14 protein-coding genes are annotated in these 13754 nt (G+C 44.7%); 5 read left to right on the top strand and 9 right to left on the bottom strand.

Annotated features, from left to right (window positions below; translation table 11 throughout):
* Positions 1 to 20: 20 nt before the first annotated feature.
* Entirely contained in the window at positions 21 to 602 is a 582-nt protein-coding gene (locus F7R24_RS04160) for a Maf family protein (RefSeq protein WP_151669988.1), read from the top strand.
* Between the two features lie 9 nt (positions 603 to 611).
* Here F7R24_RS04160 and F7R24_RS04155 read toward each other — a convergent pair whose 3' ends face one another.
* From F7R24_RS04155 to ydiJ, 7 genes are all read right to left on the bottom strand, one after another.
* The gene (locus F7R24_RS04155) at positions 612 to 1703 is read right to left on the bottom strand and encodes a S49 family peptidase (protein WP_420812978.1); all 1092 of its coding nucleotides are present in this window, start codon (positions 1701 to 1703) and stop codon (positions 612 to 614) included.
* Positions 1704 to 1781: 78 nt separating this feature from the next.
* Positions 1782 to 2435 carry an HAD family hydrolase gene (locus F7R24_RS04150; RefSeq protein WP_206057468.1) on the bottom strand — a complete coding sequence of 218 codons (654 nt, stop codon included), beginning with the start codon at positions 2433 to 2435 and terminating at the stop codon, positions 1782 to 1784.
* Between the two features lie 34 nt (positions 2436 to 2469).
* On the bottom strand, positions 2470 to 2865 hold the full coding sequence (gene rnk, locus F7R24_RS04145; RefSeq protein WP_151669986.1) for a nucleoside diphosphate kinase regulator: 396 nt from the start codon (positions 2863 to 2865) through the stop codon (positions 2470 to 2472).
* 203 nt (positions 2866 to 3068) lie between these two features.
* The gene (locus F7R24_RS04140; RefSeq protein ID WP_151669985.1) at positions 3069 to 3458 is read right to left on the bottom strand and encodes a hypothetical protein; all 390 of its coding nucleotides are present in this window, start codon (positions 3456 to 3458) and stop codon (positions 3069 to 3071) included.
* A gap of 130 nt (positions 3459 to 3588) precedes the next feature.
* The gene (locus tag F7R24_RS04135) at positions 3589 to 4185 is read right to left on the bottom strand and encodes a DNA-J related domain-containing protein (RefSeq protein WP_151669984.1); all 597 of its coding nucleotides are present in this window, start codon (positions 4183 to 4185) and stop codon (positions 3589 to 3591) included.
* Positions 4186 to 4197: 12 nt separating this feature from the next.
* Entirely contained in the window at positions 4198 to 4689 is a 492-nt protein-coding gene (gene rraA / locus F7R24_RS04130) for a ribonuclease E activity regulator RraA (RefSeq protein WP_151669983.1), read from the bottom strand.
* Positions 4690 to 4753: 64 nt separating this feature from the next.
* The gene (ydiJ, locus tag F7R24_RS04125) at positions 4754 to 7810 is read right to left on the bottom strand and encodes a D-2-hydroxyglutarate dehydrogenase YdiJ (RefSeq protein WP_151669982.1); all 3057 of its coding nucleotides are present in this window, start codon (positions 7808 to 7810) and stop codon (positions 4754 to 4756) included.
* Positions 7811 to 8162: 352 nt separating this feature from the next.
* Here ydiJ and F7R24_RS04120 point away from each other — a divergent pair, with 352 nt between their 5' ends.
* The 4 genes from F7R24_RS04120 to F7R24_RS04105 all read left to right on the top strand — a co-directional run bounded on the left by F7R24_RS04120 (position 8163) and on the right by F7R24_RS04105 (position 10781).
* Positions 8163 to 8450 carry a type II toxin-antitoxin system TacA family antitoxin gene (locus F7R24_RS04120; RefSeq protein WP_151669981.1) on the top strand — a complete coding sequence of 96 codons (288 nt, stop codon included), beginning with the start codon at positions 8163 to 8165 and terminating at the stop codon, positions 8448 to 8450.
* Complete coding sequence (locus F7R24_RS04115) at positions 8447 to 8950, top strand: GNAT family N-acetyltransferase (protein WP_151669980.1); 504 nt, start codon at positions 8447 to 8449, stop codon at positions 8948 to 8950. The genes F7R24_RS04120 and F7R24_RS04115 overlap by 4 nt, the downstream gene beginning before the upstream one ends.
* Before the next feature lie 84 nt (positions 8951 to 9034).
* A complete protein-coding gene (locus tag F7R24_RS04110; protein ID WP_151669979.1) occupies positions 9035 to 9439 on the top strand; it encodes a hypothetical protein in 405 nt (134 codons plus the stop codon).
* A gap of 205 nt (positions 9440 to 9644) precedes the next feature.
* Positions 9645 to 10781 (top strand): MltA domain-containing protein, encoded by a 1137-nt coding sequence (locus tag F7R24_RS04105; protein ID WP_151669978.1) that lies wholly within the window; start codon positions 9645 to 9647, stop codon positions 10779 to 10781.
* A 24-nt stretch (positions 10782 to 10805) separates the two neighbouring features.
* On the opposite strand, the gene F7R24_RS04100 is transcribed toward F7R24_RS04105, so the two are convergent.
* Complete coding sequence (locus tag F7R24_RS04100; RefSeq protein ID WP_151669977.1) at positions 10806 to 12422, bottom strand: methyl-accepting chemotaxis protein; 1617 nt, start codon at positions 12420 to 12422, stop codon at positions 10806 to 10808.
* Positions 12423 to 12492: 70 nt separating this feature from the next.
* Entirely contained in the window at positions 12493 to 13731 is a 1239-nt protein-coding gene (locus tag F7R24_RS04095) for a saccharopine dehydrogenase family protein (RefSeq protein ID WP_151669976.1), read from the bottom strand.
* Positions 13732 to 13754 lie beyond the last annotated feature (23 nt).

Here is a 13754-nt window from a genome sequence, read left to right as displayed (position 1 = left end):
TCTCTCGCGCAAAATGATGAATGCATAAAACCATTGTTCTTGCATCGAGTTCCCCCTTCCGCCGTGAATTGTTAGACAAACTGGGATTTGCCTATCGAAGCAAAAAACCCGATGTGGATGAAACACCCTTTCCTGATGAAGCACCTAATGAACTCGTTGCTAGGCTTGCAGAAAGTAAAGCGAGAGCCGTTATGCAGCAGCTTCCCAACGCCTTGATTATAGGTTCAGATCAAGTTGCCGTACTAGATGGTGAAATTCTTGGTAAGCCAGGGACAAAATCTAGAGCCTTTGAGCAGCTAAAAAAAGCATCTGGTCGCTGTATGACTTTTTTAACAGGCTTAAGCCTATTAGATAGTGAAACCGGGATTGCTCAGACAGAGGTTGTTCCATTTGATGTTCACTTTCGCAAGTTAACTGACTCGATGATTGATCGTTACTTAGAAAGAGAGCAACCTTTCAACTGCGCCGGCAGCTTCAAATCCGAAGGACTGGGGATAGTACTATTTGATAAACTAGATGGAGAAGACCCCAACACCTTAATTGGCTTACCTTTAATTCGCTTAACGCGACTACTAGAGAAAGCCGGTGTTGAGGTTATTTAGCTATAACAATTAACGCAGCTCTGGTGCCCATTGTTGCGTTAACTGCATGGACAAGTGCTTAGCGATAGATACACCTAAACGATCAAATAATCGATCAAAAGGTGATGGCGTGTGTGTGTAGTCAATAATACGCTCGACACCCACTAGCTCACGAGCAACATAACTGGAGCTACCTAATCCATCAATTAAGCCGAGCTCTAAAGCCTGCTCGCCACTCCAAATTAATCCAGTAAACACTTCATTAGTATCAACAAGACGATCACCTCGCCCCTCTTGAACCACACGAATAAATTGCTGATGAGTAGTAGCTAAGACAGTTTTCCAAAATTCCGTTTCATCTTCTTTCTGCGGGCTAAACGGGTCCAAAAATGCCTTATTATCACCTGAAGTCATAATACGACGTTCGATACCCATTTTTTCAATAAGATCAACGAAACCAAACCCTGAAGCGGTAACACCTATCGAACCCACAAGACTTGATTTATCAGCGTAGATTTCATCGGCAGCTACGGCAACATAATAACCACCTGAGGCGCCAATGTCGGTTATGACAGCATAAACTTTCTTATCGGGATTCAAGGCCCTTAAACGGTTAATTTCATCATTAATATAACCCGCTTGAACAGGACTGCCGCCCGGACTGTTGATTCTCAAAATGACGGCTTCTGCCTGACGCGTCGAAAAAGCTTTACGTAAGGCTGTAATCACATTATCAGCACTCGCATCAGCGGTGTCCGCAATAACACCTCTAACTTCGATGATAGCAACATGAGGCTGTCGATCTACCGATTCTTTTGCGCCTGATATATCGCGACCCATTAAGAAAATACCTAGCAGGGCAAAAAGGTAGATAAAGGTCAAAGATTTAAAAAAGATCCCCCAACGACGTGAGCGTCTTTGCTCAACATTCAGCGTAGATACTACTTTTTCTATCAGACGCCACTCTTTACTTTTATCCGCGCCATCAGCAACAGACTTCAAGGCTTTATCTACCTTGGTGTCAAGTTTAGGAGGCTCTGCTGCATCAGTTGCTTCACCAGATACGTCATCGGTGGTTAATGGGTCTTTTTTATCTGGATCATCCCAAGGATTTTGACTCACATCGATCTCCTTTTAATTAGCTTTCTGTCTATGGATGCTTTCTGTAACTGCTGTTGATGAAATCTTACTATCGTTAAATTATTGTCTATGACTTAACAGCCATTCCTCTAACTCTGCAAACTCATCGACTTCTCGTACCGGATTCCAGCGTGATAAACGCTCCATGGTATGTGCACCATAACTAACGGCTATAGTATCCATTTTGGCTCGATGCCCCATTTCAAGATCATACTCAGTATCACCGATCATGACGGCTCGATGAGTCGGCACATCGGTGACAAATAGAATCTCTTCCAGCATCATTGGGTCGGGCTTAGACGCTGTTTCATCTGCACACTTAGTAATCTCGAACAGCTTTCCTAGCTGCGTATCCTCAAGTACACGGTTTAAGCCTCTTCGACTCTTACCTGTCGCCACCGCCAAGCGAAATCCTTGATGATGTAAATTGTGCAAGGCTTCGCGAACACCTGGAAATAAGCAAGAACGACTCGGATCAGCGGATAAAAAATGATGCACGTAACGCTCTCTTAGGGATATGACAAACTTGTCATCAGCATCGGGAAACAACATCCGAATCGCTTCAGGCAAACCTAACCCAATGATGTTACGCACAGCAGCATCAGCAGGTTCATCAATGGTCAAATCTCTCGCTGCCGCTTGCATACTATTTATGATGCTTGCTTCAGAATCGATGATGGTGCCATCCCAATCAAAAATAAGTAAATCGTACACGTACATCCTCTTTAGATCGGTGAATCTTTAGTGATTAAACCGTCACTACATTTTCCACTTTAATAATCTTAACATGACGATGTTTGGTATCTGGAAGTTCCCAATCAATCAACTGACCGACAGACAAGCCTAACAACGCACTTCCGATAGGTGCGAAGATAGAGATGGTGTCAGGCTGACCTTTAATTTCATGAGGATAGCAAAGTGTACGCTGAAATTGTTGACCACTCTCTTCCACTTCAAAGGTGACAGTCGAGTTCATACGCACCACGTCTTCGGGCATTTCATCATTACCCACGACGATGGCGCGTGCCAGTTCATCACGCAACCCGTTGTAGCGTGTGTCACCTCGATAAGGGGCTTTATCAAGCATTCCTTCCAATCGATCAATATCTAGCTCGGTAACTTTAATTGGGGGCAATTCTGACATCTTCATCTCCGTTTACGACTCCTGCGTAACCTTACGCTGGTGGCATTTATTTATCAGTGACCATAAAAAAACAAAGCCACCCTCATTGGGTGGCCCTGCTCTAGTGTATTTGTAAATTAATAAAGCCGACCTAAATACAAGGGCAGCTCATTTAGTAGTTAGATTATGCTGTATATCTGAAAGTTCAGCAACTAGCAAAGATCTTATTGTAAGCGAACCAGTTCCGCTTTCAGTTGATCGATCGCTTGGGGCACCATGGTGACTCTTACAACCTCACCTGAACTATCAAAAAGCACCATGACGCCATCAAACGCATCATGACGACGTACGAATAAGTCACCTTCAGGCGTTCCAATGTGCGCGACACGAAAATGCATGTAAGACTCAAGTTCAGGTCGCACTTTCTTTAAGCGCTCCATGGCTTCCATACCAGCTGGAGCATAGCTTTCATACACCAACACAACAGCGGGCATACCTTCACCAATGACCGATAAGTCTTTAGACATAGGCTTCACACCCAGATATGTCCACATCACCCAACCAATCAGTATGGCTGAAATAAGATAGATAGAGACTTTAGCTATTTTTGGCATATGCATTCCTGTTTGGGATCAAAAAATCAATCAATTTTTGCCGATTGAATCATTCTAATTTTGTAAGACTGAGTGCTACATTAAATGGCTCGAAAGGATCTGATCAAAGATATGACGCTAAGTTCAAACATCATCGCGACAAAAGCACCGACACTGCTTGATTCAGTGCTTTAATTTGCTCCTCATCTCCACCCCGATCGGGATGATGCTGCATCGCTAATCGACGCCATGCATGCTTGATCTCTTTGTCTGTCGCAGCGGTATCCAAATCCAGCAATTTAAGTGCTTCTTGGCGCTTTTGATGTCCGTGTACATGTGCATCTAAATGCCCTAACGAGGTCCAAAATTTCGCCAACATTTCCTCTAGGTCTACTTCATTCGTATCTTTTAAGTTATTAAGATCCAAATAATAAACTCTTAAAGGATCATTCAGAATCAATGCATCCTCACACGCATAATAAGGTAAATAGCGAATGCGTAATGAGTGAATGGATAATGATCCCTGTTGTGATGCATGCAACTCATCTTGTAATTGGTATAAGCGATGAAATAACAGAAAGTGAACACGAAAGAGTTTCATCATATCGTGAAACTCATCCGGTTCTAGCTGGATATGGTTCTTCTCTTTTAACCACAGCAGTAAAGCATGTTCACTCATGCCATTAGGGTGCTGTTTTAACACCGAAAGAAGAATGGTTGAACTTATCCAATGGTGAGGCTGGCTCATGCACAGGCCTGTTTATGCATCCGCCAACTCAAGCTTCTGTGCAGAAACCAATACACCATTGTTGTCGGCATAGACATATTCACCGGGAGTAAAGGTGACACCACCAAATGTCACAGGGACGTTTAAATCACCCAGCCCACGCTTGTCGGTTTTCATCGGATGTGTTCCCAATGCCTGAACACCCAGATCCAATTGACCGATGGCATTCACATCACGGATGCAGCTATAAATGATAATCCCTTCCCAACCATTTTTTTCTGCTTTTTCAGCCAGCATATCGCCTAACATGGCACGGCGCATAGAACCGCCACCATCAACAACCAGTACTTTTCCTTCGCCGGGTTGCGCAACCTGTTCACGCACTAAGGAGTTATCCTCAAAAGCTTTGATGGTCACAATTTCACCACCAAAGGTTTCACGACCACCTAAGTTTGCAAACATCGGTTCTACTACGCGCACTAGATCCGGAAATTGATCACAGAGTTCCGGTAATAAATCTTCCATGGTTTTCTCCTAAATTCATGTTAATTAATGGCGAATAGTCTGTCTTATCAGTCACTAAAATGCATTACAACTTTTGCACTATCGATAAAAGCGCCTGAACTGGATGCAACAAATGCTGATCATCTAAGCGTTTCACTTGTGAACGACAAGAATAACCCGTTGCCAGCAACTGACCTCGATGCTCTGGGCTATTCACTATTTCGCTCCAGCTTAGGGCATAAATCTCTTTAGAAAGCTTGTAGTTGTTGGTTTCATGACCAAAGGTTCCTGACATACCGCAACAACCCGTTGCCAGCACCTCAAGTTTTTGCCCGAGCGCGGCAAACACCTCTTGCCACTGACGTATCGACGGTGCGGCATTAGTTTTTTCGGTGCAGTGCGCCATCAACTTAAAGGTGTGTTGTGTGGTTTCCCCTTTAACAGGAAAAGTTTTTAGCGCCTCGGCTAACCACTCTTGAATCAGCTGGACCTTAGGTAACTCAGTACCTATGTCTTTATATTCTGAACGATAGGTTAAGGTCATCGAAGGATCGATACCGATCAGTGGCACACCGGTGCTTTCCAGTGCCGTTAACATTTGAGCGTTTTTCTCTGCCGCTTTGTTAAAGGCCTGCATAAATCCATGGACATGCAAAGGCTTGCCATTAGGCATAAAAGGCGCCACCAACACGTTAAAGCCCAAATGGCTGAGGAGGTCGATCAAGTCTAGTACCAGTTGGGTTTCAAAATAACTGGTAAAGGCGTCTTGAACAATAATCACACTACGCTGGCGCTGCGAGTCTGTCAGTTGCTGAATGGTCTCTGGCGATGCAAAATCAATCGAACGCTCTAGCAAACCCTGGCGCAAGCTGTGGCGGCAAATCACAGGACTGTCGACCATACCACCAAAGCGCTTCATTACCGCGCGAACAAAACTGTTCTCCATCGCCCAATTATAGGGTTGCGGAAACTTCGCCAAGGTCGGAATCATAAACTCCAAACTGCCTACCAGATAATCTTTCACTGGACGCAGATAACGTCCGTAGTAAACTTCCAGAAAACGTGCTCTAAAGTCTGGAACATTGACCTTAATGGGACATTGCCCGACACACGACTTACAGGCAAGACAACCCATCATCGCTTCATGCACTTCGTTGGAGAAATCATACTCACCACGATCACGCTTCACGGTGTTGATTAAACGCTTCGGAAGGCTGCTGATGAAACCGGATTCTCGAACCTGATTTGCCTCGGTGTTGAGATCCGTTCCGCGCTGGCTCATTAACTTGAGCCATTCGCGTATCAAAGAGGAGCGCCCCTTGGGAGAATGAATTCGCTGACGCGTCCCCTTCCAGGACGGACACATGGCATCTTGCGGATCATAATTGAAGCAAGCACCATTACCGTTACAGTGCATGGCTGAATCATAGGTTTCCCGCACTTCAACAGGAATTTGACGATCATGCTGACCACGCATCGGTACTTCATCTATTTTTAACAGTTGCGCACCGTCAACCGTCGCTGGAGTGGCAATTTTGCCAGGGTTCATCTGATTGCGTGGATCAAACAGTGCTTTGATGCGCTGTAACTGAGGATAGAGTTCACCAAAAAATTCCGGTGCATATTCAGAGCGAACACCTTTACCATGCTCACCCCACAACAAGCCTTTGTACTTCACTGTTAATTGTACGACCTGATCGGTGATTTCACGCACCAGCTTTTCCTGTTCAGGATCTTTCATATCCAACGCAGGACGCACATGCAATACACCGGCATCAACGTGGCCAAACATACCATAGGCCAAGCCGCGATCATCCAAGACCTTACGGAACTCCATGATAAAATCAGCAAGATTTTCGGGAGGAACGGCGGTATCTTCAACAAAAGCCACCGGACGTTTATCGCCCTGAGCATTGCCTAACAAGCCCACTGCTTTTTTGCGCATTGCCCAGACTTTGTTGATCTCTGCGGCACCATAGACCACTGAATAGCCAAAGCTTTTACCTGCTTGCCCTTTTACCTGGGTTAAATGCTGACAAAGCACATCGACTTTCGCTTTCAGATCCTGTTCGTCATCGCTGGTGTATTCAATCAGGTTGATACCACGAATATCCGGCTCACCCTCTTCTTGAGGAAAATAGTCACGTACGCTATCCCAAACAATATCACCCATCGCCAAATTCAACACTTTGGAATCAATCGTTTCGATAGATGTAGGCTGCCAACCCATTAAGGCTTTGGCGTCGCGCAAAGAGGACTCGAAACTGTCGTATTTCACGTTTACCAAAGCGGCAAACTTGGGAATCGGTAATACATTCAATTTAGCTTCAGCAATAAAAGCCAGTGAACCTTCCGCACCGCAGAGCAAGGAATTAAGGTTAAATCGACCGGATTCGTCACGAATATGCGCTAAATCATAACCGGTTAAACAACGGTTAAGCTTAGGAAAACAGGCATCTATTTGTGCTTTATGGGTTTCAAAAAGGGCATTGACTTCACGGTGAATTTCACCAATTCGGCCTTCATGCTGCTGGTGAACGGCCAACTCCTCATCCGAAATGGCTCTGGAATCCCAGCATTCACCTCCAATCAATACACTTTTGAGCGACAAGACATGGTCACGGGTTTTGCCATAGAGCACGGAACCTTGACCACTGGCATCGGTATTGATCATGCCACCAAGGGTAGCTCGATTACTGGTGGAGAGTTCTGGAGCAAAAAACAGGCCATAGGGTTTTAATGCTTTATTGAGTTGATCCTTAACCACCCCACCCTGCACTCGAACCCAGCGCTCATCCGGATTAATTTCCAAAATACGGTTCATGTACTTAGAGCAGTCAACGATGAGGCCATCGGTCAACGACTGTCCATTGGTGCCGGTACCACCCCCGCGTGCACTGAGGACAACGTTATGAAAGCGCGGTTGATCCGCGAGTCGAGCGATACGAACAAGGTCTTCGGTATTTTTCGGGTAGAGCACACCTTGAGGCAGCACTTGATAGATACTGTTATCGGTTGCCAATACCACTCGATTGGCATAGTCAGGGTTGAGATCGCCTTCAAAGCCCTGATGTTTTAGGGTGTCGAGAAAGTCGAGATAAAGCGTTTGCACCGGGTTAAGTTCGGCTAAACGTGGAATCATTGATCAAGTGCCTCTGTGTCATCGCAGGTGTTAATTGTGTTGGTGACAATGATCTAGCATTGTGGCGTTGTGTTCAAATCAAAATTTGATTTGGATGGATAGGTTTTTTCTATATTACGGGGTATTGGGGGGGATGGTTTGGTTTGTGGTTTCCGGCTGAGGAAGCTGGGGCAGAGATGGTCAGTACATTAGAACAGGCGTCTCTCGTTTGAGCTAGCCGCTCAAAACCTCAAGCATCATGTGCATTTTTTCACGATCTCGCTAAAATCGGTTTTTTGATTTATTACCGTAATGACAATGACACTACGCACAGCTATACTCAAGTACATTATGCATTAGAGGATTAACAATCATGTCCAGTGTCGAGCCAGCTCCTAAACGAGATACACTTAATCTACGCATCAAGCCGGAGGTGCGAGGTCTTATTGATCGTGCTGCGAAAGTGCGCGGTAAAAATCGTACTGACTTTATTCTTGAAGCAGCTCAACTTGCTGCGGAAGAAGCACTGCTTGATCAAGCACTCATCTGTGTCAGCTCTGAAGCCTATGCCAAATTTGTGGCTCGCCTTGATTCTCAACCAGCATCCAACGCTCGTTTGCAGAAAACGCTACAAACAACCACACCCTGGGAGTCGGCGTGAAACTGTCAGCACCTGAACCCATTAATGCAGATCATGACATTGAATCCTTTGCCTGCGGTGTTGAAAGCCTTGATCATTGGCTTAAGAAGAAAGCATTGAAAAACCAGCAAACAGGTGCCTCACGTACCTTCGTTGTGTGTGAGGGAAAGCGTGTTGCAGCATATTATGCACTGGCATCTAGCGCCGTTGCCGAGGTGGCTGCAACAGGTCGATTGCGACGCAACATGCCTGATCCAATTCCGGTAGTAGTTTTAGGTCGACTGGCGATAGATGAATTTTTTCAAGGACAAGGCATGGGGCGCGCCTTAGTGCGTGATGCGTGCTTGCGTGTATTAAGCGCCGCTGAAATTATTGGTATTCGTGGAATGCTAGTTCATGCACTGTCTGCCGAAGCTCAGGCGTTTTATAAAAATATTGGCTTCGATCCCTCCCCACTAGATTCGATGACCTTGATGGTTAAACTTGCTGATATTCGTAATGGTGTCGCTGTGGGTCAGTGATGGGTCCAAGATGCGGCAATATGCCACAGTTTCATCGACTCCAGATTTCGCTAATATAGCTGGAACTAATTCAAGGAGTTCGTCATGAAAAAACTTTTGATCGCTTTAGCAATCTGTACCGCTTCATCAACGGCAATGTCTCGTGATATTAGTGAATTGTCCAGCCCTCTTATGTTACTGACACCTGCCGTTGCTCAGAATCAAGATGCGTTTAACCTGAATGATTTACAACGTGAAGCAGTTAAAAATTGGATGGCTTCGATGCCTTCGCAACGCGGCGTGGTTGAAGATAAGGCGGTTGAGGTGAGAGCGGCATTGCGTTCAGCAATTATTGCCAATGAATCACAAGAGGTGCTCGACTCTCTTGCCGCCGAAATCGGTTCGTTGGAAACTCAATTGGTGCTTATGCGAGCTAATTGCGTTAATCATTGGCGTGACGTGTTAAATGCCGATCAGTTTGAACAAGCTCTAGGCTTAGCAGGTTACTAATCATTGTTGTTTTTGATTGCCGTTATTACAACGGCAATCTGTACTTTTTGATAAAATCCTCACCTCTAAATAGCCCACTAGCACAAATCATCAAAATATTCTGAATGATAAGACCACAAGCGAATTGATCAACCGCTCATTTAGCATTCACATTTGCTTTGATACACTTGATGGCTGAAATCAACTTCTGAGAACATGCCATTCGATGAATACATCTAACAAACTTGCTATAGCGCTCTCTTTGCTAATCAGCGCAAGTAGTTTTAGCGCTTTTACGTTGGCCAAGCCAACCTTTTCATCCGAAACTCAATTGCCTGCCGGTACTTGGTTGGATCTTAGTGAGGATCTTTGTAATGTCGCCCAACAAACTCATCATTACCTAAGTCAAGGTCATGCGTATGATCCTGCAACCATTCACGGCGGTACGACACCTTGGTTGAAAACACCACCAGAACGTATCAAAGAAACGCTCACTTTTATCTGTGATGTTGTGAATGAGGATCAGCAAGCAGGTCGTGTTTCTCGCTTAACCAATCCAGACTTCATTACACAACACTTTGAACTCGTTCGCTGGTCACCTGATCAACAACGAGCCAATCAGTTAAGTGAAGGGAAGCCTTTGCTTCAGCGTTTACCTGCAGATCGTTTATTACTGACTAAGTACTATGTGCGCCTGACTGATGGACAGCCACAGCAAACACAGCAAACGCCTCATGCCTTGTATGGTTTACCGTTTGATGAAGCGCATTTAACATTGGCAGAAGCGGATGCAAAACGTGACGAAATCACTCGTTATCGTTATGGCAAACAAGCGATCGTTGCGAAAGAGACTTCATCAGAATCTAGCTATATGCTAAACCTAGCACCATCACTGATATGGTTAAGTCGTAGTGATTTGGAGGGCGCACTGCTTCAAGGTACCGCTGTGGTTGATGAACCCAATGGTCAGCGCCGCTATTTTAATGTCCATCGTAATAACGGTATTGCTTACGACCGAACCATTCGCCCAGAGCAACAAGAACGTTACTGGTATTTTAAGGAAGTACCGGGAGTCTTAGGTTATGGTAAAGATGCGGATTACAAAATACCCATAAAACCCCAAGTCACTGTCGCAGGCGATATCTTCCAACTAGGTTTAGGACGACTTATTTTGCTGAGAACAGAGGAACATGGACAACCGGTGTTTCGTTTAACCGTCATGGCGGATACCGGTGGCGCGTTTCATGACAACCTGTATCAACTGGATTGGTTAAGTGGCTATTATCGCGATTGGGATGATTATCATAGTAACAACCGCCACATTGGTGATTATGCCGAAGCGTGGTTGTTACTAAAACGATAAAACCTCTTTACCGTCGCTAATATCTTAAGATTTAGCGACGGAATCCTCTAACTTATTCAGTAACTCTACAATGTGTGCGGAGATCTCTGACACCCTATCGTAGCAGCGTTCGGCTCCTTCAAAGTCATGATTATCCTTAAACTTAATTGCTTCACGCACCATGGCATGGAGTTCTTCATGTGGTTTTTCAATGAGTTTCAGATCATTCATATGACCATACTTTTCAAGACCTGAAGAGTAAAACCATTTACCAAAAGCGCAATCGTGATGAGAAACGGCTTCTTTTAAGGACAAACTACTTTTACCATCCAAGAATGAGCGCAGTCGTGTTTTCCATGCCAAGTGAGCAGATTTTGCCGCACTTAAATCAACACCTTTCACTAACGTTTTGAAATGAGAGAGCTCATCATTCAACTGCTGAATATGAGAGCCAATCTGATTGGTTGCCGATACTGTTTGTTCAGCATAATTATTGGTACGACGTGCCTGATCAGCAACCTTATTAATATTCAGGTCCATATCCTGCGCTACCTGACTTTGCTCTTCTGCTGCCGTTGCGATTTGCGTATTCATATCTGAGATAATACTCACCGAATTCACTATCTCAGTTAATGTCTGTCCTGCCTGATCAGCGCGTTCCACACAAATAGATACCTCTGTTTGACTTCGCTGAATCACATCAACTGCAGAAGATGACTGATGTAGAAGCTGATCAATAATGACGGCAATGTTTTCAGTGGATTCTTGTGTTCGCTGTGCGAGAGTTCTTACTTCATCAGCAACGACAGCAAATCCTCGCCCTTGATCACCTGCTCTTGCAGCTTCAATAGCTGCATTAAGCGCCAACAGATTAGTTTGCTCTGCTATTGCATTAATGACATCGATAATTTGACTGACTTTTTTACTGCCTTCTGACAGTTCTGCAATAGTTTGACCCGATTCAGCCACACGATCAGCAACGCTTCGAATACTGGTAACGGTTTCATTTATTAGTAACTGCCCTTGAGAAGCAGCATGACTAGCGTGACTGGCAGAAGTCGCTGCATTCGCAGCACTGTGTGCAACTTCTTGCACCGTTGCCGCCATCTCAGTGATAGCTGCGGCTAATTGCTCGGTTTCTTCCAATTGAATCCCAGTTCCACGTCGCGTGTCATACAATGTGGTCGATACTTGATCAGCACTGGTACTGACTCGGCCTGAGGTTACAGTCACTTTATGCAGTAACTCACCAACACCCATGATAATTTTGTTATAAGCGGTATAGTTTTGACCAATTTCGTTGTTGGGGTTATCAACTTCGATGGGGATAGAAAAGTTACCTTCTGACAAGATTTGTAAATGATCACGCAGGTTTTTCACTTGGCGCATCATCACTGTCATGCCGAACATACGCCCAAACACCAACAATATTAAAACAAGAATGGAGGCATAGACCGAGTAGTGAAGCCAAAATAGTTGATCTGGATTGTTGATGGTCAGCAACACAAACATTAGGCTCAAGCCAGTGAGCAAGAACATTACTACATATGAAAACAGAAATTGCGAATCTAGTGATCGCATACCACCGATTGAAAGTAAGTTTTCAATCAACTTTCCTGTGCGATAACGGAATGAATGCTTGCGGTCATTGTACTTAAACATAAGATATAACTCATCATTGAAACAAAGCAAAAACCCAGCGATTGCTGGGTTTGCGATATTAAGAAAGAAATTAAAAAATTAGTGCTTTATCGCCAGTGTCGTCTTTAATTCGAGTAGGTAACCCCATCTCATTCAGCAGCCCTAAAAACGGCTGTGGTGGCAATTCTTCCACGTTTGCCATCTTACCGACATCCCACTCCCCTTTGGCAACCAGAATGGCAGCAGCCACTGGAGGTACGCCTGCCGTATAGGATATTCCTTGACTACCTACTTCATTAAACGCTTCTTTGTGGTCGGCAACGTTGTAAATGAAAACTTCTTTATCCTGGCCATCCTTCTTACCTTTAACGATATCACCGATACAGGTTTTTCCAGTATAGTTTGGCGCCAAGGACGCAGGATCTGGCAAAACAGCTTTAACTACCTTAAGAGGAATGACTTCTAGACCCTCTGCAGTGGTCACTGGCTGTTCTGATAAAAGACCTAAGTTTTTTAGTACCGTAAATACATTGATATAATGCTCACCAAAGCCCATCCAGAAACGCACATTGGGTACATCAAGGTTTTGCGATAGAGAGTGCACTTCATCATGACCCGTCATGTAAGTGGTTTGCTCACCGACAACAGGAAGGTCGTCCGTCCGCTTCACTTCGAACATGGTGTTGCTGGTCCATTGGCGATTTTGCCAAGACCATACTTGACCAGTGAACTCGCGGAAGTTTATTTCAGGATCAAAGTTGGTGGCAAAATACTTTCCATGACTGCCAGCATTCACATCGATGATGTCAATTGAGTCAATGCTATCGAAGTACTCATTGGCAGCTAATGCTGCGTATGCATTAACCACGCCTGGATCAAAACCCACTCCCAAAATAGCGGTAATGCCATTTTCTTTACAGAGTTCACGGCGCTGCCATTCGTAGTTGTTATACCATGGCGGTGCTTCGCAAATTTTTGTAGGATCTTCATGAATAGCGGTATCTAGATAGGCTGCACCCGTTTCGATACAAGCCTGTAATACAGACATATTGATGAACGCTGAACCCACGTTGATAACGATCTGAGAGTCGGTATCTCTGATCAAGGCCTTCGTAGCTTCTATATCCAGTGCATTCAGTGCATGACCGGATAATTTACCGGGCACTTTCAGACTGTTTTTCTCATGGACACTGGTAATAATCTGTTCGCACTTATCAACACTTCGAGATGCAATTGCAATATCTCCAAGAATATCATTATGTTGCGCACATTTATGAGCCACTACCTGGGCCACACCTCCAGCACCGATTATCAGAACGTTTTTCTTCATTTTTTCGCAACTCCACTTTTCAC

The sequence above is a fragment of the Nitrincola schmidtii genome (assembly GCF_008973715.1).
Taxonomy (GTDB): Bacteria; Pseudomonadota; Gammaproteobacteria; order Pseudomonadales; family Balneatricaceae; genus Nitrincola; species Nitrincola schmidtii.
The sequence above is the reverse complement of the archived record's forward strand: the minus strand, read 5'-3'. Positions and strand labels throughout refer to the sequence as shown.